General features: G+C 71.6%; 23 protein-coding genes. 12 read left to right on the plus strand and 11 right to left on the minus strand.

Going from position 1 to position 25,023, the window contains the following annotated elements; all coding sequences use genetic code 11:
- Positions 1–44: 44 nt before the first annotated feature.
- Complete coding sequence (locus OG349_RS09755) at positions 45–779, minus strand: DUF4190 domain-containing protein (RefSeq protein WP_327234247.1); 735 nt, start codon at positions 777–779, stop codon at positions 45–47.
- A 162-nt stretch (positions 780–941) separates the two neighbouring features.
- On the opposite strand from OG349_RS09755, the gene OG349_RS09760 reads away from it, so the two are divergent.
- From OG349_RS09760 to OG349_RS09785, 6 genes are read left to right on the plus strand one after another with little or no spacing between them, the layout of a single operon-like run.
- Positions 942–1,967, plus strand: a complete 1,026-nt coding sequence (locus tag OG349_RS09760) for an adenosine deaminase (RefSeq protein WP_327234248.1) — start codon at positions 942–944, stop codon at positions 1,965–1,967.
- A 27-nt stretch (positions 1,968–1,994) separates the two neighbouring features.
- The gene (locus OG349_RS09765) at positions 1,995–2,846 is read left to right on the plus strand and encodes a glycerophosphodiester phosphodiesterase (RefSeq protein WP_327234249.1); all 852 of its coding nucleotides are present in this window, start codon (positions 1,995–1,997) and stop codon (positions 2,844–2,846) included.
- Positions 2,843–3,646 carry an SAM-dependent methyltransferase gene (locus OG349_RS09770; RefSeq protein ID WP_327234250.1) on the plus strand — a complete coding sequence of 268 codons (804 nt, stop codon included), beginning with the start codon at positions 2,843–2,845 and terminating at the stop codon, positions 3,644–3,646. The genes OG349_RS09765 and OG349_RS09770 overlap by 4 nt, the downstream gene beginning before the upstream one ends.
- Positions 3,643–4,827: a sensor histidine kinase gene (locus OG349_RS09775; RefSeq protein WP_442806372.1), complete on the plus strand. Its 1,185-nt coding sequence runs from the start codon at positions 3,643–3,645 to the stop codon at positions 4,825–4,827. Before OG349_RS09770 ends, OG349_RS09775 begins: the two co-directional genes overlap by 4 nt.
- A complete protein-coding gene (locus OG349_RS09780; protein WP_327234252.1) occupies positions 4,824–5,591 on the plus strand; it encodes a response regulator transcription factor in 768 nt (255 codons plus the stop codon). The genes OG349_RS09775 and OG349_RS09780 overlap by 4 nt, the downstream gene beginning before the upstream one ends.
- Before the next feature lie 40 nt (positions 5,592–5,631).
- Positions 5,632–6,828: a serine hydrolase domain-containing protein gene (locus OG349_RS09785; protein ID WP_327234253.1), complete on the plus strand. Its 1,197-nt coding sequence runs from the start codon at positions 5,632–5,634 to the stop codon at positions 6,826–6,828.
- Positions 6,829–6,907: 79 nt separating this feature from the next.
- Here OG349_RS09785 and OG349_RS09790 read toward each other — a convergent pair whose 3' ends face one another.
- Positions 6,908–8,347, minus strand: a complete 1,440-nt coding sequence (locus tag OG349_RS09790) for a gamma-aminobutyraldehyde dehydrogenase (protein ID WP_327234254.1) — start codon at positions 8,345–8,347, stop codon at positions 6,908–6,910.
- A 207-nt stretch (positions 8,348–8,554) separates the two neighbouring features.
- Between OG349_RS09790 and OG349_RS09795 the strand changes: the two genes are divergently transcribed.
- The 4 genes from OG349_RS09795 (at position 8,555) to OG349_RS09810 (ending at position 12,509) form a co-directional block, all read left to right on the plus strand.
- Positions 8,555–9,058, plus strand: a complete 504-nt coding sequence (locus OG349_RS09795; protein WP_327234255.1) for an Lrp/AsnC family transcriptional regulator — start codon at positions 8,555–8,557, stop codon at positions 9,056–9,058.
- Positions 9,043–10,422, plus strand: coding sequence for an aspartate aminotransferase family protein (locus tag OG349_RS09800; RefSeq protein WP_327234256.1), 1,380 nt, complete (start codon positions 9,043–9,045; stop codon positions 10,420–10,422). Before OG349_RS09795 ends, OG349_RS09800 begins: the two co-directional genes overlap by 16 nt.
- 174 nt (positions 10,423–10,596) lie before the next feature.
- Entirely contained in the window at positions 10,597–11,325 is a 729-nt protein-coding gene (locus tag OG349_RS09805; protein ID WP_327234257.1) for an ABC transporter ATP-binding protein, read from the plus strand.
- The gene (locus OG349_RS09810; RefSeq protein WP_327234258.1) at positions 11,307–12,509 is read left to right on the plus strand and encodes a hypothetical protein; all 1,203 of its coding nucleotides are present in this window, start codon (positions 11,307–11,309) and stop codon (positions 12,507–12,509) included. Before OG349_RS09805 ends, OG349_RS09810 begins: the two co-directional genes overlap by 19 nt.
- Before the next feature lie 3 nt (positions 12,510–12,512).
- On the opposite strand, the gene OG349_RS09815 is transcribed toward OG349_RS09810, so the two are convergent.
- On the minus strand, positions 12,513–13,148 hold the full coding sequence (locus OG349_RS09815; RefSeq protein ID WP_327234259.1) for a TetR/AcrR family transcriptional regulator: 636 nt from the start codon (positions 13,146–13,148) through the stop codon (positions 12,513–12,515).
- Positions 13,149–13,217: 69 nt separating this feature from the next.
- On the opposite strand from OG349_RS09815, the gene OG349_RS09820 reads away from it, so the two are divergent.
- Both OG349_RS09820 and OG349_RS09825 read left to right on the plus strand, forming a co-directional pair.
- Entirely contained in the window at positions 13,218–13,991 is a 774-nt protein-coding gene (locus OG349_RS09820) for an MBL fold metallo-hydrolase (protein WP_327234260.1), read from the plus strand.
- 48 nt (positions 13,992–14,039) lie between these two features.
- Positions 14,040–15,182, plus strand: coding sequence for an LOG family protein (locus tag OG349_RS09825; protein ID WP_327234261.1), 1,143 nt, complete (start codon positions 14,040–14,042; stop codon positions 15,180–15,182).
- Positions 15,183–15,967: 785 nt separating this feature from the next.
- On the opposite strand, the gene OG349_RS09830 is transcribed toward OG349_RS09825, so the two are convergent.
- From OG349_RS09830 to tsf, 8 genes are all read right to left on the minus strand, one after another.
- Positions 15,968–17,023, minus strand: coding sequence for an ABC transporter ATP-binding protein (locus OG349_RS09830; protein ID WP_327234262.1), 1,056 nt, complete (start codon positions 17,021–17,023; stop codon positions 15,968–15,970).
- Entirely contained in the window at positions 17,023–18,633 is a 1,611-nt protein-coding gene (locus OG349_RS09835; RefSeq protein WP_327238509.1) for an ABC transporter permease, read from the minus strand. Before OG349_RS09835 ends, OG349_RS09830 begins: the two co-directional genes overlap by 1 nt.
- Before the next feature lie 59 nt (positions 18,634–18,692).
- Positions 18,693–19,796 (minus strand): thiamine ABC transporter substrate-binding protein, encoded by a 1,104-nt coding sequence (locus tag OG349_RS09840; RefSeq protein ID WP_327238510.1) that lies wholly within the window; start codon positions 19,794–19,796, stop codon positions 18,693–18,695.
- Between the two features lie 282 nt (positions 19,797–20,078).
- Positions 20,079–21,191 carry a 23S rRNA (adenine(2503)-C(2))-methyltransferase RlmN gene (gene rlmN / locus OG349_RS09845; RefSeq protein ID WP_327234263.1) on the minus strand — a complete coding sequence of 371 codons (1,113 nt, stop codon included), beginning with the start codon at positions 21,189–21,191 and terminating at the stop codon, positions 20,079–20,081.
- A 170-nt stretch (positions 21,192–21,361) separates the two neighbouring features.
- Positions 21,362–22,432, minus strand: coding sequence for a phosphatidate cytidylyltransferase (locus OG349_RS09850; RefSeq protein ID WP_327234264.1), 1,071 nt, complete (start codon positions 22,430–22,432; stop codon positions 21,362–21,364).
- Positions 22,432–22,989: a ribosome recycling factor gene (gene frr, locus OG349_RS09855; RefSeq protein ID WP_161310366.1), complete on the minus strand. Its 558-nt coding sequence runs from the start codon at positions 22,987–22,989 to the stop codon at positions 22,432–22,434. The genes OG349_RS09850 and frr overlap by 1 nt, the downstream gene beginning before the upstream one ends.
- Before the next feature lie 157 nt (positions 22,990–23,146).
- Positions 23,147–23,944, minus strand: coding sequence for a UMP kinase (pyrH, locus tag OG349_RS09860; protein WP_327234265.1), 798 nt, complete (start codon positions 23,942–23,944; stop codon positions 23,147–23,149).
- Positions 23,945–24,099: 155 nt separating this feature from the next.
- Positions 24,100–24,954, minus strand: coding sequence for a translation elongation factor Ts (tsf, locus tag OG349_RS09865; RefSeq protein ID WP_327234266.1), 855 nt, complete (start codon positions 24,952–24,954; stop codon positions 24,100–24,102).
- Between the last annotated feature and the right edge of the window lie 69 nt (positions 24,955–25,023).

The following is a 25,023-nucleotide window of genomic DNA, read 5'->3' on the forward strand; positions in this document are numbered from 1 at the left end:
GGCGTCACGGGGTCACCGGGTCACGGGGTCACCGGGTCACGGGGTCACGGGGTCACGAGCACCACGGACGAGGTGGAGAACGGGTCCTCGTCGGAGAAGTCCGACCCCTCCTCGCTGTTGACCACCCAGATGAGAAGGGCGAGGAACACCGCGCCGAGCACGGTCGCGACGGCTCCGAGGATGACCCCCGCCAGCGCCACACCCCCGTTGGTCGCCTCGCCCCTGCGGGCCTTGCGGCGGCCGATGATGCCGAAGATCAGGGCAAGGACACCGAGGAGGATCCCAACGCCCCAGAAGCAGCCGACGACCAGCCCGACGATGCCGAGCACCAGGGCCGTGACGCCCATCCCGTTGGAGGGAGCCTGCTGCCAGCCGCCCGCTCCGTAGCCGGGGTACGGGGCGACGTAGCCGCCGGCGGGGTAGCCGGTGTGGGTCGCCCCGGTGGGCGGTCCCGCCGCCGGGTAGCCGTAGCCGGCCCCGGTGTCGTGGGTCCCGCCCGTACCGGTGGCGTAGGGCGGGCCGTACGGGGCGCCGGGCTGCGGCGGGACGGTCCCGGGCGGGGCGCCGGGGTAGCCGTACGGACCCGGCGCACCCGCGCCGGGTCCGCCGGGCGCGGGCGGCGGCGGGGGTACGGCGCCGGGCAGCGGCCCACCGATCACCGTGGGCTGGTCGTGCACCGATCCGGGCGCCTGCTTGTCCAGCGGTACGCGCCGCTCCGGCGGTGCCCAGGGATCGTTGTCCTCGAAGCCGCCCGGCGGCCGGTCACTCTGGTCCGGCATGGTCCCCCCCTACGTCGTCCCGTCATGCTAAGGCCCCTCCGGGCACGCGAACGGCCCGGCCTACCATGTTCCCCGACCCGAGCGGCCCTGGGCAGAGGGCGGACACCCCGCCCCTCGGGCGCCGCCCGCCGCCGTACCCGCGCCACCCCCGGAGGATCCACGATGACCGATCTGCACCCCTTCATTGCGGGTCTGCCCAAGGCCGAGCTGCACGTCCACCACGTGGGCTCCGCCTCGCCGCGCATCGTGGCCGAACTGGCCGCCCGCCACCCCGACTCGAAGGTGCCGACCGACCCCGAGGCGCTGGTCGACTACTTCACCTTCACCGACTTCGCGCACTTCATCGACGTGTACCTCTCCGTCGTGGACCTGATCCGCACACCGGAGGACGTACGGCTGCTGACCTTCGAGGTCGCCCGTGACATGGCCCGGCAGAACATCCGGTACGCCGAGCTGACGGTCACGCCGTACAGCTCGACCAGCCGGGGCATCCCCGAGGCGGGCTTCATGGAGGCGATCGAGGACGCCAGGAAGGCGGCGGAGGCCGAGCTGGGCGTCGTCCTGCGCTGGTGCTTCGACATCCCCGGCGAGGCGGGCCTCCGGGCGGCCGAGGAGACCGCGCGGCTGGCGGTGGACCTGCGCCCCGAGGGCCTGGTCTCGTTCGGTCTCGGCGGCCCCGAGATCGGCGTGCCCCGGCCGCAGTTCAAGCCGTACTTCGACCGGGCGATCGACGCGGGCCTGCACTCCGTGCCGCACGCCGGGGAGACGACCGGGCCGGGGACGGTCTGGGACGCGCTGCGCGACCTGCGCGCCGAGCGCGTCGGCCACGGCACCAGCTCCGTGCGGGACCCGGAGCTGCTGGCGCACCTGGCCCGGCACCGCATCCCGCTGGAGGTGTGCCCGACGTCCAACATCGCGACCCGCGCGGTGGCCGACCTGGACGAGCACCCCATCAAGGAGATGGTCGCGGCCGGTGTGCTGGTGACGGTCAACAGCGACGACCCGCCGATGTTCGGCACGGACCTCAACCAGGAGTACGGCGTGGCCGCACGGCTCCTGGGCCTGGACGAGCGCGGGCTGGCGGCCCTCGCCAGGAACGGTGTCGAGGCGTCCTTCCTCGACACGGACGGCAAGAAGCGGCTGATCGCCGAGATCGACACGTACACCTCGGCCTGGCTGGCGCGCTGAGGCCCGCCTGTGGCCACAATTGCTCCCATGCGCACGAAGCGGGACGAGCGACACGAGCGGGCCGGGCGGGCAGGACAAGCAGGGCGGGCAGAGCAGGACATACGAAACACGGAGGACGAGCGGCCCGTCGTCGCCGTGGGGCACCGGGGTGATCCGTACCGGATCCGGGAGAACACCCTCCCCTCGCTGCGCTCCGCGCTGGCGCGGGGCGCGGACGCCGTCGAGCTCGACGTGCGGCTGACCCGCGACGGGGTGCCCGTCCTGCTCCACGACTCCACGCTGGAGCGGCTGTGGGGCGACGAGCGGCGGCTGGCCGACCTGACCCACGACGAGGTGCGCGAGCACACGCGCGGCGGGGTGCCGACCCTCGCGGAGGCGCTGGACGCGCTGCCCGGCGCGCGGCTGATGATCGATCTGCCGGGGGCCTCCCCGGCAGCGGTCCGTACCGTCGTCGGGACGGTACGGGACGGCGGGGCCGCCGACCGGGTGTACTACTGCGCGTCCCCCACGACGATGCTCGCCGTCCGCGCGGCGGACGCGGACGCGGAGATCGCGATGACGTGGACCACGGTCGCCCCGCCCCGGCCCACGCTGCTCGACGCCGTGCGGCCGCGCTGGCTCAACTACCGCTTCGGCCTGGTCAGCAGGGAGCTGGCCGACCGCAACCACCGCGACGGCCTGCTGGTCTCCGCCTGGACCGTCGACACCGGACGCTCCATGCGGCGGCTGATCGCCCGGGGCGCCGACTCGATCACCACCAACCGGATCGACATCCTGGCAGGACTGCTGGGCCGCGCCCCCCGCCCCGCCCCCGACCCCACCCCCGAGCCCGCCTCCGACCCCACCTCCCCCACCGCCTCTCACCTGGAGCAGTCGTGACCGGCCAGGATCTCCCGGAAGGCGTGCGTTCCGACGTCGCGCAGAACGCCCGTGTCTGGAACTACTGGCTGGGCGGCACGGACAACTATCCGGTCGACCGTACGGTGGGCGACCAGGTCACCAGCATGTATCCGTCCATCGGCGAAGTGGCGCGCGCCGACCGGGCGTTCCTCGGCCGCGTGGTCACCCATCTGACCCGGGACCTGGGCGTACGGCAGTTCCTGGACCTCGGCACCGGGCTGCCCACCGCCGACCACACCCACCAGGTCGCCCAGCGGATCGCCCCCGAGTCGCGGGTCGTGTACGTCGACAACGACCCGACCGTGCTCGCCCTGGCCCGGGTACTGCTCACCAGCACGCCCGAGGGCGCCACCACGTACCTGGACGAGGACGTCCACCACCCCGAGCGGATCCTCGCGGCCGTCGAACCGACCCTGGACCTGCGCCGTCCGGTCGCCGTGATGATGCTGGGGATCCTGAACTTCGTCATGGACACGGTGGAGGCCCGGTCGATCGTGGGCCGCCTGATGGACGCCGTACCGTCCGGCAGCTATCTGGTCCTCACCCACCCGACGCTGGAGCTGGGCGGCGGCGGGAACGCGGAGGCGATGCGGTTCTGGAACGAGCACGCGTCCCCGCGGATCGTGGCCCGCAGCCGCTCGAAGGTCCTGTCGCTGCTGAGCGGCCTGGAGCTGCTGCCGCCCGGCCTCGTCTCCTGCTCCCGCTGGCGTCCCGAGCCGAGCATGGAGGACGGCGTGGGCGAGGTGGCGCAGTTCGGCGTGGTGGGGCGCAAGCCCTGAAGACACTCGGAGCCCTTCGCGGCCGGGCCGGTGCCTGGGGGGTGGACCTCGGGATCGCGCTGCTCGTCCAGGCCGCGGTGACCATCCCGTTCGTCGTCCCGCGCGCCGCCTCGCTGCCGCCGGCCGACTGGCCCGCGTACGGCCTGACGACCCTGGGCGTCCTGCCGCTGGTGTGGCGGCGGCGCGCCCCGGTGACCGTCCTGCTGGCCGTGCTGGCGGCGCAGGTCCTGTACGAGGTCGCCTGGGACGGCCCCGGCCAGACGCTCCCGTACACCGCGCTGCTGGCGGTCTACACCGTGGCCGCGCTCTCCCCGGCGCGCAGGCGCCTGCCCACGGCCGCCCTGACGCTCGTGCTCATCTTCCCGTCCGTCGCGCTCAACTCCGGTGAGGCGAGGGAGCTGTTGTTCTCGCTGCTCGTCTTCGGCGCGGCGTACGGCTTCGGCCGGCTGACGAGGATTCGCCAGGACTACACGGCGGCCGTCGAGGACCGGGCGGCGCAGCTGGAGCGGGCGAACCGGATCGAGGCCGAGCAGGCGACCGCGCGGGAACGGGCCCGGATCGCCCGGGAGATGCACGACATCCTGTCGCACGCCGTCAGTATCATGATCGTCCAGGCGGAGGCGGGTCCGGTGGCGGTACGGACAGCGCCCGAGCGCGCCGAGGCGGCGTTCGACGCGATCTCGGAAACGGGCCGCGACGCGATGGTGCAGCTGCGCAGGATGCTGGGTGTGCTCCGTGAGGGCGGGCCCGCCGAGGACCGAACCGCGCCCCTGCGCCCCCAGCCCACCCTGGCGGAGCTTCCCGGGCTGGTGGAGCGGGTCGCCGCGGGCGGGATCGAGATCACGCGCGTGACAGCCGGCCGGCCGCCGGTGCCGCTGTCGCTCGACACGGAGGCCACGGTCTACCGGGTGGTCCAGGAGGCGCTGACCAACGTGGTCAGGCATGCCGCCGCCGGCTCCGTCCTGATCCGGCTGGAGTACGGCCCCGACGCCCTGGACGTCACGGTCACCGACGACGGGCGCGGCCCCGGCGACTCCACGGGCCACGGCCTGGTCGGGGTCCGCGAGCGGGTGGCCGCGCACGGCGGGACGGTCACGGCGGGCCCCGGTCCTGAGGGCGGAGGGTTCCGGCTGGCGGTACGGCTGCCGCTCGTGGACTCCCGGGCGGAGGTGGGGCGTTGACGATCCGGGTGGTGGTGGCGGACGACCAGGAGCTGGTGCGCAGCGGGTTCGCGATGATCCTGGACGCGCAGCCCGACATCGAGGTGGTGGCGGAGGCGGGCGACGGCGCGCAGGCCGTCGAGGCCGTACGGCGGCTGCGCCCCGAGGTGGCGCTGCTGGACGTCCGGATGCCGGGGACGGACGGTATCGAGGCGTGCCGGGCCATCACCGGGGCGGGCGGCTGCCGGACCGTCATGCTCACGACCTTCGATTCCGACGCGTACGTGTACGAGGCGCTGCACGCGGGCGCGAGCGGTTTCCTGCTCAAGGACGTCCGGCGGGACGATCTGGTGCACGCGGTACGGGTGGTGGCGGCGGGCGACTCGCTGCTGGCGCCGTCGGTGGCACGGCGGTTGGTCGAGGAGTACGTACGGCGGCCCCGGCCGGCGGCGGTCGTGCCCGGCGCGGGGCTGGGTGTCCTGACGGCCCGGGAGCGCGAGACGCTCCTCCATCTGGCGCGGGGGCTGTCGAACGCGGAGATCGCCGCCGCGCTCACCGTGAGCGAGCACACGGTGAAAACGCATGTGGGCCATGTGCTGGCGAAGTTGGGACTGCGGGACCGCATCCAGGCGGTCATCCGCGCGTACGAGACGGGACTGGTCGTCGCGGGCCGTCCCTCCGGCGGGGGAGACCGGGCCGCCGACTCCCCCGTACCGGCGAGGGATCGAGACGCCGAGAACCGCTCGGTCCGGCGATCCGCCGGGGCGCCGGGTTCCCCAGGATGAGGAGTGCCAGCACGTCGGCCCCTCACCTGGAGACCACGCCATGAACGCCCGTACCAGAACCGCCCTGGCCACCGCACTGATCCTGGGGATCGCGGCGGGTCCCCCGGCCCCGGCCGCGCTCGCCACGGCGGACAGCTCGCGCCACGCGGCCGGCGCCGGCACCCGCGCCGAAGCGCCCGACGCCGCGGCCCTGCTCGCCGCCCTCGCCGGACTCCCGGACTCCGACTCCACCGCCGCGCTCGTCCGGGTCGGTGGCACGGACGGCGTCTGGCGCGGCAGCGCGGGGGTGCACGATCTGGTCTCGGGCGCGGCCGCCGACCCGCACGCCCGCTTCCGGGCGGGTTCGGTGACGAAGGTGTTCACGGCCGCGGTGGTGCTCCAGCTGGCAGCCGAGCACAAGGTCGACCTCGGCCGGACGATCCGCTCCTACCTGCCGGACCTGGTCCCCTCGGCGTACGGGCAGGTGACCGTACGGCAGTTGCTCGACCACACCAGCGGGATACCGGCGGCCGACCTGCCGGGGACCACCCCCGAGGAGCGCTACGCGCACCGCTTCGACCTCCACGACCCCAGGGACATGGCGGCCTCGGCCCTCGCGGAGGAGCCGGAGTTCGCGCCGGGCGCGCAGCAGCACTACCTCAACATCAACTACACCCTGCTGGGCCTGCTGACCGAGAAGGTCACCGGCCGCCCCTTCGCCGACGAGGCCACCCGCCGGGTGCTGCGTCCGCTCGGGCTGCGCGACACGTACTTCCCCGGCGCCGATCCGCGGATCAGCGGCCCGCACAACCACGGCTACCAGTCCTTCCCCCTCCCCGGCGGGGGCACGGAGCTGCGCGACGTGACGGTGTGGGGCGCCACGGAGTCCTGGGCGGCGGGCGACCTCATCTCCAGTACGGCGGACCTGGAGCGCTTCGTCCGGGCGCTGTTCCGGGGGCGGGTCGTCCCCCGGCCGCAGCTGGCGGAGATGTTCACGCTGCCCGGCGGGTCCGTGCGCCAGTACGGCTCGGGCGAGCCGGCCGCGTACAGCGCGGGGCTGTCGGTCATCACGCTCGGGGGCCGTCAGGTGTGGGGCAAGACCGGGAGCCGCTGGGGCTACACCACGGCGATCGCCGCGACCCGCGACCTCTCGCGCACGCTCGTCTACAGCGTCAACGCGACGGACGCGAAGGGCGAGGGGATGAACCCGAGGGCGCTGTCGCTGATGGTGGCGGCGTTCGGGGAGCCGTCCGCGTAAAGGCACACAAGACGCAGGCGAACGCCCGGTCGCCGTCCCGCGACCGGGCGTTCACCGCCACGCCGGATCCCCGCTGTCGTCAGCTGTCGAGCGACGTCATGACGTGCTTGATACGGGTGTAGTCGTCGAAGCCGTACCCGGAGAGGTCCTTGCCGTACCCGGACTGCTTGAACCCGCCGTGCGGCATCTCGGCGACCAGCGGGATGTGCGTGTTGATCCACACACAGCCGAAGTCCAGCGCCTTCGACATCCGCATCGCGCGGCCGTGGTCCTTCGTCCACACGGACGACGCGAGGGCGAAGTCGACGCCGTTCGCGTACTCCACGGCCTGCTCCTCGTCCGTGAAGGACTGGACGGTGATGACGGGGCCGAAGACCTCGTGCTGGACGATCTCGTCGTCCTGCCGGAGCCCGGAGACGACGGTCGCGGCGTAGAAGTACCCCTGGTCACCGACGCGGTGGCCGCCCGCCTGGACCTTGGCGTGCGCGGGCAGCCGCTCGATGAAGCCCGAGACGTGGGCGAGCTGGTTCGCGTTGTTGAGCGGACCGTAGAGCACGTCCTCGTCGTCCGCCGCGCCCGTCTTGGTGTCGGCGGCGGCCTTGGCGAGGGCCGTCACGAACTCGTCGTGGATCGACTCGTGGACGAGGACCCGGCAGGCGGCCGTACAGTCCTGGCCCGCGTTGAAGTATCCCGCCACCGCGATGTCCTCGACGGCCTTCGCGATGTCGACGTCCTCGAACACGACGACCGGCGCCTTGCCGCCCAGCTCCAGGTGGACCCGCTTGACGTCCTTGGCCGCCGACGCGGCGACCTGGGAGCCGGCCCGTACGGAACCGGTGATGGACGCCATCGCCGGGGTGGGGTGCTCGACCATCAGCCGGCCGCTGTCCCGGTCGCCGCACAGGACGTTGAAGACGCCCTTGGGGACGATCGCGCCGATGATCTCGGCCAGGAGCAGCGTCGAGGCGGGGGTGGTGTCCGACGGCTTGAGGACCACCGTGTTGCCGGCCGCGAGGGCGGGCGCGAACTTCCACACGGCCATCATCATCGGGTAGTTCCAGGGCGCGACCTGCGCGACGACGCCGAGGGGCTCGCGCCGTACGAAGGAGGTCAGCCCCTCCATGTACTCGCCGGCCGAGCGGCCTTCGAGCATCCGGGCGGCGCCCGCGAAGAAGCGGATCTGGTCGACCATGGGCGGGATCTCTTCGGTACGGGTCAGCTCCAGCGGCTTGCCCGTGTTCTCCGACTCGGCCGCGATCAGCTCCTCCGCCCGCTCCTCGACGGCGTCCGCGATCGCGAGCAGGACCTTCTGGCGCTCGGCGGGGGTGGCGTCGCGCCAGGCCGGGAAGGCGGCCGCGGCGGCCTCCATGGCGGCGTCGACGTCGGCCTGGCCCGAGAGCGGCGACGTGGCGTACACCTCGCCCGTGGCCGGGTTGACCACCTCGATGGTCCGCCCGTCGGCGGCGTCCCGGAACTCCCCGTTGATGTAGTTACGCAGACGGCGCGGTTCGGTGGTCACTGCCACCCTCCTGTCAGATGTCCTGTTGTCCTGCGGTCAGATGTCCGGTGTCCGGTGGGTGAGACACCCAGCCTAATCGTTCGGTCGACGCTTTCGACAGGCCCGACCCCCATCAACTTCGGATTCGGTTCTCCTGGGGTCCCGTAACAACGAATTTCATCGCTACAGGGTTGCGGGACGGTCGAGTCGCAGTGCACAGTGAGCTGCGTGGCCAGTCGCAGCGCAGATCCCAGACCAGAGTCCAGGAGCGGGAACGGATCCTCCGCCTCCATCGATGCCGTGTCCCTCGCGATCATCGAACAGCTCCAGGAGGACGGCCGGCGCTCCTACGCGGCGATCGGCAAGGCCGTCGGACTCTCCGAAGCGGCCGTGCGCCAGCGGGTGCAGAAGCTGCTGGACCAGGGCGTGATGCAGATCGTCGCCGTCACCGACCCGCTCACCGTCGGCTTCCGGCGGCAGGCGATGGTCGGCGTCAACGTCGAGGGCGACATGGACGCGGTGGCCGACGCGCTGGCGGCGATGGACGAGTGCGAGTACGTGGTGATGACCGCGGGCTCCTTCGACCTGATGGTGGAGATCGTCTGCGAGGACGACGAACACCTGCTGGAAGTGATCAACAAAAGGATCCGCGCGCTCCCCGGCGTGCGCTCCACCGAGAGCTTCATCTACCTCAAGTTGAAGAAGCAGACCTACATGTGGGGAACCCGATAGTCGTGAGCAAGGACCTCTCCAAGACCGCGTACGACCACCTGTGGATGCACTTCACCCGCATGTCGTCGTACAAGAACGCACCCGTGCCCACCATCGTGCGGGGCGAGGGCACCTACATCTACGACGACACGGGCAAGCGCTACCTCGACGGCCTCTCCGGGCTGTTCGTGGTCAACGCCGGCCACGGCCGTCACGAGCTGGCCGAGACCGCCTACAAGCAGGCGCAGGAGCTGGCGTTCTTCCCGATCTGGTCGTACGCCCACCCGAACGCGGTGGAGCTGGCCGAGCGGCTGGCCCACTACGCGCCCGGCGACCTCAACAAGGTCTTCTTCACCACGGGCGGCGGTGAGGCGGTCGAGACCGCCTGGAAGCTCGCCAAGCAGTACTTCAAACTGACCGGCAAGCCGACCAAGTACAAGGTCATCTCCCGCGCGGTGGCCTACCACGGCACCCCGCAGGGCGCCCTGTCCATCACCGGACTGCCCGCGCTCAAGGCGCCCTTCGAGCCGCTGGTCCCCGGCGCGCACAAGGTCGTCAACACCAACATCTACCGCGCGCCGATATTCGGGGACGACCCGGAGGCGTACGGCCGCTGGTGCGCCGACCAGATCGAGCAGGAGATCCTCTTCGAGGGCCCCGAGACGGTCGCGGCGGTCTTCCTGGAGCCGGTGCAGAACGCGGGCGGCTGCTTCCCGCCGCCGCCCGGGTACTTCCGGCGGGTCCGCGAGATCTGCGACCAGTACGACGTGCTGCTCGTCTCCGACGAGGTCATCTGCGCGTTCGGGCGGCTCGGCACGATGTTCGCGTGCGACAAGTTCGACTACGTACCCGACATGATCACCTGCGCGAAGGGCATGACGTCGGGCTACTCCCCGATCGGCGCCTGCATCATCTCCGACCGGCTCGCCGAACCGTTCTACGAGGGTGACAACACCTTCCTGCACGGCTACACGTTCGGCGGCCACCCGGTCTCGGCGGCGGTGGGCCTGGCCAACCTCGACATCTTCGAGCGCGAGGGCCTCAACCAGCACGTCCTCGACCACGAGGGCGCGTTCTTCGACACCCTCAAGAAGCTCCACGACCTGCCGATCGTCGGCGACGTCCGCGGCAACGGGTTCTTCTACGGCATCGAGCTGGTGAAGGACAAGGCGACGAAGGAGACGTTCACCGACGAGGAGACCGAGCGTGTCCTGTACGGGTTCCTCTCCAAGGAGCTGTTCGACCGCGGCCTGTACTGCCGGGCCGACGACCGGGGGGACCCGGTGGTCCAGCTGGCGCCCCCGCTGATCTCCGACCAGTCGACGTTCGACGAGATCGAGGGGATCCTGCGGTCGGTGCTGACGGAGGCGTGGACGAAGCTCTGATCATCCCCTCGACCGCTGAGCATCTGATAGCGCTGAGCGTCTGATCGTATCGACGGCCCGGGTGACCCCTTTCGAGTGAGAAGGGTGGCATCCGGGCCGTGTGCTGTGCGCGCACCCGGTCCGGGTTACCTACCGTGCCGAGAGACCGATCCGACCGAGGTGGAGGTGTGCGCCATGGTGGCCCCGCCGGACAACGACGTGCTCTGGGCTCGTTCCCTGCACTACTCCCACAACGGCTCGCCCGCCCTCACCGGTGTCTCGCTGGGCGTGCGCGAGGGCGACATCCTCGCTGTGAACGGCCCGCGCGGCAGCGGCAAGTCGACGCTGCTGCGCTGTCTGTCCGGCCAACTGGTGCCGGACCAGGGCGAGGTCTGGTTCAACAGCTCGCCCGTGCACACCATGAACGCGGTCCTGCGCGAACGCCTGCGCCGCGACCGCTTCAGCTGGATCGACCCGGAGCCGTGCCTCGTCCCCGAGCTGAGCGCCTGGGAGAACGCGGCCCTGCCCCTGCTGATGCGCGGCGCCGGCCACCGCGCGGCCAAGACCGCCGCGATGGAGTGGCTGGAGCGCCTGGACATCGGCGCGTGCGCCCGTAAACGACCGCACGCCCTGCTCCAGGGCCAGCGCCAGCGGGTCGCCGTCGCGCGGGCCCTGGTGACCAAGCCGTCGGTGCTCTTCGCCGACGAACCGACCGCGCCCCTGCACCAGGCGGACCGGGCCCAGGTGCTCCGTACGCTGACCACCGCCGCCCGCTCGCACCGCATCACGGTGGTGCTGGCGACCCTGGACGCGGAGGTCGCGACCCTCGCCGACCGTACGGTCTCGCTGCTCGACGGCCGGCGGGTGGGCTCCCTCCAGCCGTCCGAGGCGGAAGGCCAGGACGCGTGCTCTCTCTCCGTCTGACCCGCGGCACCCACCCGCTGGTCCTGCTGCGCCGGCTGCTGGTCGCCGCGGCCTCCGCCGGGGTCGGTTTCCTGCTGCTGTGCACGCTCGGCTGGGCCCTCGGCCATCCGGCCGGGTCCTATCTGCGGCTGCTGTGGTGCCTGGTCCCGCTGGCCGCCACCGTCCAGTTCGCGGTGGCGGTGGCCAGGACCGACCCGAGCACCCGGCCCCGCCGCGGACTGTCCGCGGTCGGCCTGGGCCCGGCACGGCTCACGGTGCTGGCCGTCGCGTCGACGGCCGTGGCCACCACCCTCGGCAGCGCGGTGGCGCTGCTCGTCTTCCTGCACCTGCGCGGCGATCTGACGGGCATGCCGTTCGACGGCGACGCGGCCGACCTGCTCTCCGCCGACCGGCCACTGCCGCTGGGCGCGGCGCTGACCCTGCTGGCGGCGGCGCCGCTGCTGGCGACCGTCGCCGCGGGACTGGCACTGCGACCGCGCCCCACCCTCTCCGTGGCCGACCGGTCCGCAGGCGGTACGGAGGCGGCGGACGCGGGCGGGGAGAAGCCCAGGCGGCCCGACGCCTTCGCACCGACGTCCGCGCCGGGCGGCCTGCCGTGGGGGTTCGCGCTCGCGGCGGCGGGCCTCGCGGTGGAGACGTACGCGAGCCGGAACGGGAACGCGGGCGCGCTGCCGCTGCCCGGCCGCTTCGACGGCGGCTCGGCCGGCGTACTGGCGGGCTGGGCGCTGACCGCCGTCGGCCTCGCGCTGGCCGGGCCCGGCATCACCCACCTGTGCGGCTGGCTGCTCCAGACGCTGCGCCCCGGCGCGGTCCGGCTGCTGGCGGGCCGCACGCTGATGACCGAGGCGGGGCGGATCGGCCGTCCGCTGGGCGTGCTGTGCGCGGTGGTCTCCGGCGCGTTCGCGGCGGCGAGCCTGTACGGGCCCGGCGGCGAACGGCCCTTCGGCCCGCTGACCGGGCTGGGCGCGGGGCTGGTCATCGGCTGCACGGTGGCGACCCTGCTCACGGCCGCGCTGGAATCCCGCCAGGCGCGGGCGACGACGACGGAACAGCTGGTACGGCAGGGCGCCCCGGCGGCGATGCTCCGCACGGCGGCGGCGGTACGGACCGCGACCCTGCTCGCGGTCTTCGTACCGCTGACCTGGGCGGTGGCGTCCCTGGCGGCGGTCCCCCTGACGGTCTGAGGGTCACGCCGGGCCGACGCCGGGGAGCAGCGTCGCGGACAGTGTGTCCGCCAGCCACTTCTCGTACGTGTCCGCGTGCCGGCCGCGCGCGACCGTGAACCGCTGGAAGAGGTCGGGTCCGGTGAGGACCCAGCACGCGTCCACGAGGTACGCGCGGTCCGCACCGGCGGGGAGCACGTCCACGCTCGCGAGGTGCCCGACAAAGGCCGTGATCCCCGTGAGCCGCTCCTCCTCCGCCCCGGCCAGCAGCTCGGCCACCTCACCGCTGGCCGATGTCAGCAGCGTGAAGAGCGGGGCGAGCCGTTCGTGGACGCCCCGCACGAACCCCGCGTAGAGCCTGAGTTTTGTGTACGGGTCGCGGGTGCGCAGCACCTCCTGGAGGACGGGCCGCTCGGCCAGGGTGAGGGGTTCGTCGTCACCGGCCTGGGTGACGTCCCACAGCGCCTTCATGAGCTGTGCCTTGCTGCCGAACGTCTTGTAGAGGGTCTCGGGCGAGACCCCGGCCCGCTCGGCGACGGCGCGGACGGTGGTGGCCCGGTAGCCGTCCCGGAACAGCAGCTCCCGGCAGGCGTCGAGGATCACACCCCGGTTGTGGCGGGCGGAGGCGCGGCGGCGGGTGGAGTCGTAGGGCCGGGTCATCGGACGGCCGCCTCCTTCGTTCGAGATTCAGTACAGTGAACTGTAATGAAAATATCCCCAGGAGGATCCATGGCGAAGCCGACGCCCCACCGCACCGAGATCGCCCCGGGCGTCCACCGCCTCGGCGACCGCACGGTCAACTTCTACCTGGTCGAGCACGAGGACGGCCTCACGCTCGTCGACACCGGACTCCCCCGCCACTTCGACGGACTCCAGGCCGTCCTGGAGCGGCTCGGCCGCACGCCCGGGGACATCCGGGCCGTCCTCCTCACCCACGCCCACCCGGACCACACCGGCCTGGCCGAGCGGCTGCGCCGGGCGGGCGCCGGGATCTGGATCGAGGAGAGGGACGCCGCGGCCCTGGGCGACGGGCCCCGCAGCGCGATGCGGCACGCCGAACCGGAGCGGAGCCTGCTGCCGTACCTGCTGCGGCGGCCCGCCGCGCTCGGCGCCCCGCTGCACCTGGCGCGCGGGGGCGCGTTCACGGCCCCGGCGGTCGAGAAGGCACACAGCTTCGGTACGGCCGGGCTGCCCGCCACGCTGCCCGGCGGCCCGCGGGCCGTTCCCGTGCCCGGCCACACCCCGGGGAGCACCGCCTACCTCTTCGCGGAGCGCGGGCTGCTCTTCACCGGCGATGCGCTGGTCACGTACGACGGCCTCACCGGTCACACCGGGCCGACGCTCGTCGCACGCGGGTTCACCCACAACAGCGCCGCCGCCCTCGCCTCGCTGGAACTGCTGTCCGGTCCGGCCGGGGCGCTTGTCCTGCCCGGGCACGGCGACCCCTTCACGGAGGGGCCGCGCGCCGCCGTGGAGCGGGCGCGGGAGGCGGGGCGGCACTGAGTGCGGGCGGGGCGGACGGTGTGAAGGACCGGCCGCTATCGTGACGCCATGGTGAATGGCGATGACCTCCAACCGCAGCCGACGGACCGGGAGATAGAGACCCTCGACGAGTTCGACCGCAGAATCGTCGAAACCGGCGGGAAGCTCGACGGCTTCCGGCTCCAGTCCGTGGACCTGACCGGCCGTACGGACACCCTGATCGCCACCGACACCTCCGGCGCCGTCTTCCTCGGCTGCCCCATGGAGGCCGCCGCCCTGGCCAAGGTCCGCGCCGACGGGGCCATGGTGTTCCCGCCGGTGCCGAACCTCCCCTTCGACCCGTACCGGGGGCTGCTCTACTCCCCCGACCACCTCTTCGACGGGCTCGCGGACCACGGGTACGACGCCACGCCGGACGCGCGGGCCTACGCGTGGTTCCAGCGCACCAAGTCGGACGGCGACATCTTCGCCTCCATGCTGCGCTCGGTGCACGACGACGCGATCTCCGACGCCCTGGACGAACTGCTGTTCGGGGCGCGGGTGGTGGGCGTGATGGGCGGCCACGCGATGGCCCGTGGCACGGACGCGTACGCGGGGGCGGCGCGTCTGGGCCGTGCGCTGACCCGTTCCGGGCTGACCGTCGCGACCGGGGGCGGGCCGGGCGCGATGGAGGCGGCGAACCTGGGCGCTTACGCGGCGCCCCACCCCGACGACATGCTGGACGAGGCCCTCGAACTCCTGGCCGAGACCCCGTCGTTCGTCCCGTCCGTCTCCGACTGGGCCCAGGCGGCGTTCGACGTGCGGGCGCGGTGGCCCAAGGGCGAGGAGTCGGTGGGTATCCCGACCTGGTTCTACGGCCACGAGCCGCCGAACGCGTTCGCCGCGCACATCGCCAAGTACTTCGCCAACGCCACCCGCGAGGACGGGCTGCTGGCCCGGTGCAACGCGGGCGTGATCTTCCTGCCGGGCGCGGCGGGAACGGTCCAGGAGATCTTCGACAACGCGACGCCGAACTATTACGAGTCACGGGGCGAGCCGACGCCGATGGTCCTGGTGGACCGGGAGCACTGGACGGAGCGGTTGCCGGCGTGGCCGCTGCTGTTGTCGCTCGCGCGGCGCCGGTCCATGGAGCCGCGGATCGCCCTCGTGGACTCCGTCGAGGAGGTCCCGGCGGCGCTGTCCCGCCTGGCGGGTGGCGCGCGTTCTCGGTGACCGGGTTGCGGTTCTTGTTGTCCTCAATCGCCGGACGGGCTTTGTTTGTGCGTCTGCCCGGGGCGCGGGCGCGGCTTACTGATTGTCCTCAATCGCCGGACGGGCTTGGTTGTGCCCGCTGCGGGCCGGTTGCGTATGCGCGGGTTGTCGCCGGGGGCCGGGCAGGGGTCGTGTCCTGCACTGCATGTTTTACGTCGCGTTCGGGACCTCGTTTAGTTCACCGGTAGTCACGCGACACAAAACACGCTCTACGTTCCGGACACGACCCCTGCCCGTCCCCCTTCCACGCCCGCGTCAAGGCAAATCAAGCCCGTCCGGCGTTTGAGGACGCGGTAACCCGCACCCGGCACCGGGCAGAGGCCAAAATCCAGCCCGTCCGGCGATTGAGGACATCGGTAAGCCGCACCCGCGCACCGCGGAGGGGCACACTCCAGCCTGTCCGGCGTTTGAGGACATCAGTAAGCCGCGCTCGCCCACCGGGCGCCAGGCGCTCCCCGCAGCGGGGGGTCGTTGAGCTCACCCTCGGCGTGAGGGGGGTGGGGTCGGAGGAGGTGCGTGTGTCCGGACGTAAAGCGTGTTTTGTGGCGCATGACTACCGGTGAACTGGACGAGTTCCTGAGGCGCCGTAAAACATGCAGTCCGGACATACGTACCTCCGCAGGCCCCACCCCCCGCCACCACGACAAACCCAAGCCCGTCCGGCGATTGAGGACATCAGTAACCCGCGCCCACCACCGGGGCGCAGACGCCCGTCCGGCGCAAGGACAAGCAACACGCGCAACCGGTCACCGGGCAGACGCGAGCACCACCACCTCGTCCACCCCGAACGTCACGCCCACCTCACCCCCCTCCACCGGCGCCTCGCGCAACCCGCACTCCGCCTCCAGCAGCGGCCCCGCCTCAGGCCGGAGCACAACAACCACCCGGCTCCCCCGGAACGTACGCGCCGAGACCGTGCAGCGCAGCCCGGCCGCCGCCGGGTCGGGCGTGGGGGACAGGCGGACCCCACCCGGCCGCACCAGCAACGTCACCGCGCCCTGCGCAGAACCAGGCGGCACCGGAACCCGCCCCCAGGGCGTATCCGCAACCGCCCCCACAACCGTCGCCGGCACCACATTGTCAAAGCCCAGGAAGCGCGCCACAAACGCGGACGCCGGCCGCTGCCAGACCTCCAGCGGCGTCCCGGTCTGGGCGATACGCCCATCGCGCATGACCACCACCCGGTCCGCGAGAGCGAACGCCTCCCCCTGGTCATGGGTGACCGCGAGCACCGTCGTCCCCAACCGCCCGAACAGCGAACGCAGTTCGACGACCAGCCGCTCCCGCAGGCTCCGGTCGAGCTGACCCAGCGGCTCGTCCAGCATCAGCAGCCGGGGGCTAGGGGCCAGCGCCCGCGCCAGCGCGACCCGCTGCTGCTCACCGCCCGAGAGCAAGGAGACGGCCCGGCCACGAGCCCCCGGGAGCCCGACGAGGTCGAGCAACTCCTCCACGCGCCGGGCCTGTTCGTCCCGCGAAACCCCCCGCATCCGCAGCCCGAAGGCGACATTGCCGCCCACGTCACGCTGCGGGAAGAGCTGATGGTCCTGGAACATCAGGCCCACCCCCCGCCGGTGCACCGGCACCCCCGCCTGGTCCGCGCCGTCGAGCGACACCCGTCCGCCGTCGACCTCCTGGAGCCCCGCGACCACCCGCAGCAGCGTCGACTTGCCGCTGCCGCTCGGCCCCAGCACACACACGATCTCGTGCTCGGCGATCTCCAGATCGACCGCGTCGAGCGCCGTTCGCGGCGCCTTGCGGTCGCCGAACCGTACCGTCACCCCCGCGAGGCTGAGCAGCGTCATCAGAATTCCCCCGAGCGGTCGGTACGGATACGTTCGAGCACGAGCAGCGACACCGCGCACACCACCATCAGGACGGTGCTCAGGGCCATCGCCTGCCCGTAGTTGAGCTCCCCGGGCCGGCCCAGCAGCCGCGCCACGGCCACCGGCAGCGTCGGCCGGTCGGGTCGGGCGATGAAGACCGTCGCGCCGAACTCGCCGAGCGAGACCGCGAAGGCGAACCCGGCCGCGACGAGCAGCGCCCGCCGTACCAAAGGGAGATCGACCTCGCGCCAGGCCCGCAGCGGCGACGCGCCCAGCACCGCCGCCGCCTCGCGCAGCCGTCCGTCCACCGCCCGGAGCACGGGCAGCATGGTCCGTACGACAAAGGGCACCCCGACCAGCGCCTGCGCGAGCGGCACCAGGATCCAGGACGCCCGCAGGTCCAGCGGCGGCTTGTCGAGAGTGATCAGGAAGCCGAAGCCGACGGTCACCGCCGAGACGCCGAGCGGCAGCATCAGCAGGGCGTCGAACCCGCGGACGAGCCGGCCCGCGCGCCGGGTCAGCGCGGCGGCGGCCAGCCCGCCCACGAGCAGCGCGATCGCCGTCGCGACCACCGCGTACTCCAGGGAGTTCCGTACCGCGTCCAGCGGCGGGACGAGGAAGGTGCCGCTCGTCCCCACGGACGTGAGCGCCCGGTAGAAGGTGAAGCCGTACCCGCCGGGGCCGTCGAAGGAGCGCTCGACCAGCACCCCGAGCGGCAGCAGGATCAGGACGAGGACCACACCGAGTACGCAGAGGAGCAGCGTCCACTGCCCCGGCCCCTTCGGGCGGCGCGCCGTCAGCGCCGGGTCGACCAGGCGCAGCGCGGCCTCCCGCCGCCGCACGGTCCAGGCGTGCAGCGCCAGGATGGCGCCGACGGCGGCGAACTGGACGAGGGTGAGCACGGCGGCGGTCGGCAGGTCGAGGAGTTGCGCGGTCTGCCGGTAGATCTCCACCTCCAGCGTGGAGTACGCGGGACCGCCGAGGATCTGCACGACGCCGAAGGAGGTGAAGGTGAAGAGGAAGACCATCAGGGCGGCGGCCGCGACGGCGGGGCCGAGGGCGGGCAGGGTCACGCGCCACCAGGCCGCGAGGCGGCTCGCGCCGAGCACCCGCGCGGCTTCCTCCTGGCGCGGGTCGAGCTGCGACCACAGGCCGCCGACGGTCCGTACGACCACCGCGTAGTTGAAGAAGACGTGGGCGAGGAGGATGGCCCAGACGGTGGTGTCGAGCCGGACGCCCCACAGTTCGTCGAGGAGTCCGCCGCGCCCGAGCAGGGCCAGGAAGGCCGTACCGACCACGACGGTCGGCAGGACGAACGGCACGGTGACAACCGCCCGGAGCAGTTGTCTGCCGGGGAAGTCGAAGCGCGCGAAGACGTACGCGCCGGGCAGGGCGACGACCAGGGTGAGCGCCGTGGAGGCGAGGGCCTGCCAGGTCGTGAACCACAGGACGTCGAGGATGTCGGGGCGGCTCAGCACGTCACCGACGCGGCCGAACTGCCAGACGCCACCGGTCCGCAGCCCGCGGCCGACGATCGCGGTCACGGGATAGGCGAAGAAGACCGCGAAGAACACGACGGGCACGGCCATGAGGCCGAGCCGTACGGCGTGTGCCCGTACGGCCCGGCGATCCGGCTCGCGCTCGCGGACTACTTCACTACGAGTGAGGTCCACGTCTGGATCCACTGCTCCCGGTTGGCGGCGATCTTGTCGGGCGCCACCGTCTCCGGCCGGTCGGCGGTCGCGCCGAACTCGGTGAACAGCGGGGGCAGCGGGACGGCCTTGACCACCGGGTTCACGAACATGTTCAGCGGCATGTCCGCCTGGAACCGGTCGCTGATCAGGAAGTCCAGCAGCGCCTTGCCGCCGGCCTCGTTCTTCGCGCCGCCGAGCAGGCCCGCGAACTCGATCTGCCGGAAGCAGGTGCCGGTGGCGACGCCGGTCGGCGCGACCTTGGGCCGCGGCTCGGAGTACAGCACCTCGACGGGCGGGCTGGAGGCGTACGAGACGACGAGCGGGCGGTCCCCGTTGGCCTTCTTGCCGCCGGCCGATCCGGAGAAGCTCTCGTTGTAGGCCTGCTCCCAGCTGTCCACGACCTGGACGCCGTTGGCCTTGAGCTTCTTCCAGTAGTCCTGCCAGCCGGAGTCGCCGGAGTGGGCGACCGTACCGAGCAGGAAGCCGAGGCCGGGCGAGGACGTCGCCACGTTCTCGGTGACGAGCAGGTTCTTGTACTCCGGCTTGATCAGGTCGTCGAAGCTCTGCGGGGGCGCGAGCTTCTTGTCCGCGAAGTACTTCTTGTCGTAGTTGACGCAGATGTCACCGGTGTCGATCGGGGTGACCCGGTTCTTCGCCGCGTCGAGCCGCGTGTCGGCGGCGACCCGGTCGAGTCCCTTCGCCTGGTAGGGCGTGAACAGACCGTTGTCGAGGGCGCGGGAGAGGAGGGTGTTGTCCACGCCGAAGAAGACGTCGCCCTGCGGGGAGCCCTTGGTGAGGATCTCCTTGTTGAGCGCCTCGCCGGCGTCCCCGCTCTTGAGGACCTTGACCGTGTAGCCCGTCTCCTTGGTGAACGCCTTGAGCACGGCGGGCGAGGCGTTGAACGAGTCGTGGCTGACGAGGGTGACGGTCTTGGACTTCGTCCCGCCCCCGTCGCCGCCGGACGACTCCGTACCGTCGGATCCGCCGCAGGCGGCGAGGGTCGAGACCCCGAGCGCGGCGACGAGCGCGAGGCCCGCTGTTCTTCTTGCGTGAGTGATACGCAGCACTGGTTTTCCTCCTGGGAAGTCCAGGAGAAGACGCGGCCCTGCCCGGCTCCCTGCCGCGACGGACGCGGGCCGGGCGCCGGGCAGGGCGCAACAGCTTGAGTGATGTCCGAACTTCCTACCCAGAATGACCTGGGCAAGGTTCAGAGGGTCTGCGACCGGTGTCCGCTCGTGGAGCCGGATCCGTATCGCACTCTCAGCGCTGTGGCGCTCCCCTGTCGGAATATGTGTCGTACGGAAAATCTGTTGTTCAAAGCCAGATTACACAGCTGCCCCTCAGCGTTCGGAAGCGGCCAGCTGTCCGCACGCTCCGTCGATCTCCTGGCCGCGGGTGTCGCGTACGGTCACCGGCACGCCGTGCCGTGCGATCGCCTCGACGAAGGCCTTCTCGTCCTCGGGGCGCGAGGCCGTCCACTTGGAGCCCGGGGTCGGGTTGAGGGGGATCAGGTTGACGTGCACCCGCTTGCCCTTGAGCAGCCGGCCCAGCCGGTCGCCCCGCCACGCCTGGTCGTTGATGTCCCGGATCATGGCGTACTCGATGGAGATCCGGCGGCCGGACTTCGCCGCGTACTCCCACGCCGCGTCCAGCACCTCCGGCACCTTCCAGCGGGTGTTGACCGGTACGAGGGTGTCGCGCAGCTCGTCGTCGGGCGCGTGGAGCGAGACCGCGAGGCGGCACTTGAAGCCCTCGTCGGCGAAGCGCAGCATCGCCGGGACCAGGCCGACCGTCGAGACGGTGATCCCGCGCTGCGAGATGCCGAGGCCGTCGGGCTCGGGGTCGGTGAGCCGGCGGATCGCGCCGACCACCCGGTTGTAGTTGGCGAGCGGCTCGCCCATGCCCATGAAGACGATGTTCGAGAGCCGCGCGGGACCTCCGGGCACCTCGCCGTCGCGCAGGGCGCGCATGCCGTCGACGATCTGGTGCACGATCTCGGCGGTGGACAGGTTGCGGTCGAGTCCGGCCTGGCCGGTCGCGCAGAAGGGGCAGTTCATCCCGCAGCCCGCCTGGGACGAGATGCACATGGTGACCCGGTCCGGGTAGCGCATGAGCACGGACTCGACCAGCGTGCCGTCGTGGAGGCGCCACAGGGTCTTACGGGTCGTGTCGTCGTCGCAGGAGATGTGCCGTACGACGGACATCAGGTCGGGCAGCAGCTCCGCCGCGAGCTTCTGCCGCGCCCCGGCGGGGATGTCGGTCCACTGCTCGGGGTCGTGCGCGTAGCGCGCGAAGTAGTGCTGGGACAGCTGCTGGGCGCGGAAGGGCTTCTCGCCTGTCGCGGCGACGGCCTCACGGCGCTCGGCGGGGGTGAGGTCGGCGAGGTGCCGCGGCGGCTTCTTGGCTCCGCGGGGCGCGACAAAAGTGAGTTCTCCGGGGGTCGGCGGGGCCATGAACGCAAGTCTCCTCGGTGCGGCGAGGCCCGCTCCCCGGTGCCACGGGGAAGAGCGGCACCACGTTGCCGGTGCCGGGAGACCTCACGGGATCAGCCCCGCGCGGGGCGCGGGGACCAAAAGGGCTCGCCACCGGTGAGTGGCGAGCCCTTCAAGAGTACCGGTGCGGCTCACCCCGAGCCGACGAAGATCACCAACAGCAGCCAGACCACCGGCGCGGTGGGCAGCAGGGAGTCGAGCCGGTCCATGATGCCGCCGTGGCCCGGCAGCAGCGTCCCCATGTCCTTGATGCCGAGGTCGCGCTTGATCATGGATTCGCCCAGGTCACCGAGGGTGGCACTGGCGGCGACCGCGATGCCGAGCAGCAGACCCTGCCACCAGACGCCGTCGTCGATCATGAACTGCATGGAGAGGGCGCCCGCGACCATCGCGAAGGCGACCGCTCCGAGCAGCCCTTCCCGGGTCTTGCCGGGGCTGATGCGCGGCGCGAGCTTGTGGGTGCCGAAGCGCCAGCCGACGGCGTACGCGCCGGTGTCGCTGACCACCGTCAGCAGCAGGAACAGCAGCACGCGCCGGGCGCCGTCGTCCGCGGTGAGCATCAGCGCGACGAAGGTGGCCAGGAACGGGACGTAGAACGCGGCGAACACCCCGGCCGTGACGTCCCGCAGATACCCCTCGGGCTCCTCGGTCATCCGCCACACCAGGACGGCGAGCGCGGTCAGGGCCATCGCGACCCAGGCACCCTCGACCCCGCGCGCGTATCCGGCGACGACCATCGCGGCGCCGCCGACGGCCAGCGGGACGAGCGGGGCCTTGATGCCCTTCTTCTCGTGGAGGCGGGAGGTCAGCTCCCACAGCCCGACCACGACGGCGACCGCGACGACCCCGACGAAGGCGGCCTTGACGATGAAGAGCGAGGCCACGACCACCACACCGAGTCCGACGCCGACCCCTATGGCCGCACGCAGGTCACGGCCCGCCCGCTTCTTCGGCGGGGGTGGCGGGGGCGCGGACATGGGCTCCTGAGGGATCTGGTCGCGGAACAGGGGGCCGCCCGGCCGCGCCGCCCCCCGGTCGTTGTCCTGGCCCCCGCCGTGGGCGGGTCCGTCGGGCACGATGGGCATGGGCCGAGTCTGCTGTGCGGCAGGCTCATCGTAGGCGGGACCCGCCGGGCCGGCCCCCTGGTCGGGCTGTCCCCAGAGGTCGGCGGTCGGCGGGGAACCCCAGGAAGAGTCGTTCATCAGACTTCGAGCAGCTCGGCTTCCTTGTGCTTGAGCAGCTCGTCCACCTGCGACACGTACTTCGCGGTGGTGTCGTCGAGCTCCTTCTCGGCGCGGCGGCCCTCGTCCTCGCCGACCTCGCCGTCCTTCACGAGCTTCTCGATCGTCTCCTTGGCCTTGCGGCGCACGGCGCGGATCGAGACCTTCGAGTCCTCGGCCTTGGTCCTGGCGACCTTGATGTACTCCTTGCGGCGCTCCTGGGTCAGGTCGGGGAAGACCACCCGGATGATATTGCCGTCGTTGCTCGGGTTGACCCCGAGGTCGGAGTCGCGGATCGCCTGCTCGATGTTGCGCAGGGCGCTCTTGTCGAACGGCGTCACGACGGCCATGCGCGGCTCGGGTACGGAGAACGACGCCAGCTGGTTGATCGGGGTCGTCGCACCGTAGTAGTCCGCCACGATCTTGTTGAACATCGCCGGGTGCGCCCGCCCTGTGCGGATCGCGGCGAAGTCGTCTTTGGCGACCAGGACGGCCTTCTCCATCTTCTCCTCGGCCTCGAGGAGGGTCTCTTCGATCACCACTTGCTCCTGCGTGTCTTGAGTGGGCCGGGCCTGCTACCGGTCCTGGCGGATCCTGCGTCGCGTCCTGCCCTGCACGGTGTCCGACCGTCAGGGCTTTGTCCATCCCCGTGCGGGGCCGTACGGATCAAGTGTCCCGCGGTGTGTCCCGCGCGACTCAGCTCCGGGTGCCCTGGTCGCTCACGAGCGTGCCGATCTTCTCACCCTTGACCGCGCGCGCGATATTGCCCTCGGTCAGCAATTCGAAGACGAGGATCGGCAGTTTGTTGTCCTGGCACAGCGTGATCGCGGTCATGTCGGCGACCCGCAGGTCCTTGGCGATGACCTCGCTGTACTCCAGCGCGTCGAACTTGACCGCGCTCGGGTTGGTCTTGGGGTCGGAGTCGTAGACCCCGTCCACCCCGTTCTTGCCCATCAGCAGCGCCTCGGCGTCGATCTCCAGGGCGCGCTGGGCGGCGGTGGTGTCGGTGGAGAAGTACGGCATGCCCATGCCCGCGCCGAAGATCACGACGCGGCCCTTCTCCAGGTGCCGTACGGCGCGCAGCGGGATGTACGGCTCCGCGACCTGGCCCATGGTGATGGCCGTCTGGACGCGGGAGTCGATGCCCTCCTTCTCCAGGAAGTCCTGGAGGGCCAGGCAGTTCATGACCGTACCGAGCATGCCCATGTAGTCGGAGCGGGCCCGGTCCATGCCGCGCTGCTGGAGTTCGGCGCCGCGGAAGAAGTTTCCGCCGCCGAGGACGATCGCGATCTGGGCACCGTCCCGTACGACGGCCGCGATCTCACGGGCGATGGCGTGTACGACGTCGGGGTCGACGCCGAGGCCGCCCCCGCCGGCGAACGCCTCACCGGACAGCTTGAGCATGAAGCGGCCGGCGCCCTTGGCCGGGTCGCCGCTGCCCACTGTGTGGTCCTTGCCGTCGGCAGACTGGGTGGCGTCCGCGCCCTTGTTCATGGGGATCTCCTCGTACATACGACGAAGGCCATTGCCGGTGGGGGTGTGTCCCGTGCGGCAATGGCCTCCTCGTCAGATCTGCGGTCGTCCGTCGCGTTCGCGTGTGACGACTCCGTAAGACCCTAGCGGGGTCCTGCGTCGAACGCGGTACGGACTCAGATGCCGACCTTGATGCGCGAGAAGCGCTTCAGGGTGACACCGGCCTCGTCCAGGACCTTCTGGACCGACTTCTTGTTGTCCTTCGCGAACGCCTGCTCCAGGACGACGACGTCCTTGAAGAAGCCGTTGACGCGACCCTCGACGATCTTCGGGAGGGCGGCCTCGGGCTTGCCCTCCTCGCGGGAGGTGGCCTCGGCGACGCGGCGCTCGTTCTCGACGACGTCGGCGGGGACGTCCTCACGCGTGAGGTACTTCGGCGCGAAGGCGGCGATGTGCTGCGCGACATCCTTGGCGGCCGTGGCGGCCGTCTCGTCCGACGCGGAGCCCTTGTCCAGCTCGACCAGGACGCCCACCTGCGGCGGGAGGTCGGGCATGGTGCGGTGCATGTACGCGGCCACGTAACCGCCGGTGAACTGCGCGAAGCGGTCCAGGACGATCTTCTCGCCGAGGTTGGCGTTGGCCTCGTCGACGTACGCCTGAACGGTCTTGCCGGCCTCGATCTCGGAGGCGAGCAGGACACCCAGGTCGGCCGGCTGGGACGAGGCGACAAACGTGGCGAGCGTGTTGGCGACGGTGAGGAACTTCTCGCTCTTCGCGACGAAGTCCGTCTCGCACTTCAGCTCGACCAGCACACCGGACGTCTTGTCCTCGGAGATGAGGGAGACGACGGCGCCGTTCTCGGCCGAACGGCCTTCGCGCTTGGCGACGCCCTTCTGCCCCTTCACGCGGAGCAGCTCGACGGCCTTGTCCACGTTGCCGTCGGCCTCGTCCAGGGCCTTCTTACAGTCCATCATGCCGGCGCCGGTGAGCTCGCGGAGCTTCTTGACGTCAGCGGCGGTGTAGTTCGCCATGTCTGTGAATCTCTCTCGGAAGTCGAAGATCTACGGGTGGACGGCGGGGAGCCGGCGCCGGGGTACGGC

The sequence above is a fragment of the Streptomyces sp. NBC_01317 genome (assembly GCF_035961655.1).
Lineage (GTDB): Bacteria > Actinomycetota > Actinomycetes > Streptomycetales > Streptomycetaceae > Streptomyces.

Bases quoted from the DNA above. Each gene is read 5' to 3' on its own strand.
- OG349_RS09805 (WP_327234257.1), top strand. From the start codon at position 10,597: ATGGTGGCCCCGCCGGACAACGACGTGCTCTGGGCTCGTTCCCTGCAC.
- tsf (WP_327234266.1), bottom strand. From the start codon at position 24,954: ATGGCGAACTACACCGCCGCTGACGTCAAGAAGCTCCGCGAGCTCACC.
- OG349_RS09820 (WP_327234260.1), top strand. From the start codon at position 13,218: ATGGCGAAGCCGACGCCCCACCGCACCGAGATCGCCCCGGGCGTCCAC.
- OG349_RS09815 (WP_327234259.1), bottom strand. From the start codon at position 13,148: ATGACCCGGCCCTACGACTCCACCCGCCGCCGCGCCTCCGCCCGCCAC.
- OG349_RS09850 (WP_327234264.1), bottom strand. From the start codon at position 22,432: ATGAACGACTCTTCCTGGGGTTCCCCGCCGACCGCCGACCTCTGGGGA.
- OG349_RS09765 (WP_327234249.1), top strand. From the start codon at position 1,995: ATGCGCACGAAGCGGGACGAGCGACACGAGCGGGCCGGGCGGGCAGGA.
- OG349_RS09755 (WP_327234247.1), bottom strand. From the start codon at position 779: ATGCCGGACCAGAGTGACCGGCCGCCGGGCGGCTTCGAGGACAACGAT.
- OG349_RS09825 (WP_327234261.1), top strand. From the start codon at position 14,040: ATGGTGAATGGCGATGACCTCCAACCGCAGCCGACGGACCGGGAGATA.
- OG349_RS09830 (WP_327234262.1), bottom strand. From the start codon at position 17,023: ATGACGCTGCTCAGCCTCGCGGGGGTGACGGTACGGTTCGGCGACCGC.
- OG349_RS09760 (WP_327234248.1), top strand. From the start codon at position 942: ATGACCGATCTGCACCCCTTCATTGCGGGTCTGCCCAAGGCCGAGCTG.
- rlmN (WP_327234263.1), bottom strand. From the start codon at position 21,191: ATGGCCCCGCCGACCCCCGGAGAACTCACTTTTGTCGCGCCCCGCGGA.
- pyrH (WP_327234265.1), bottom strand. From the start codon at position 23,944: ATGAACAAGGGCGCGGACGCCACCCAGTCTGCCGACGGCAAGGACCAC.
- OG349_RS09835 (WP_327238509.1), bottom strand. From the start codon at position 18,633: ATGGCCGTGCCCGTCGTGTTCTTCGCGGTCTTCTTCGCCTATCCCGTG.
- OG349_RS09785 (WP_327234253.1), top strand. From the start codon at position 5,632: ATGAACGCCCGTACCAGAACCGCCCTGGCCACCGCACTGATCCTGGGG.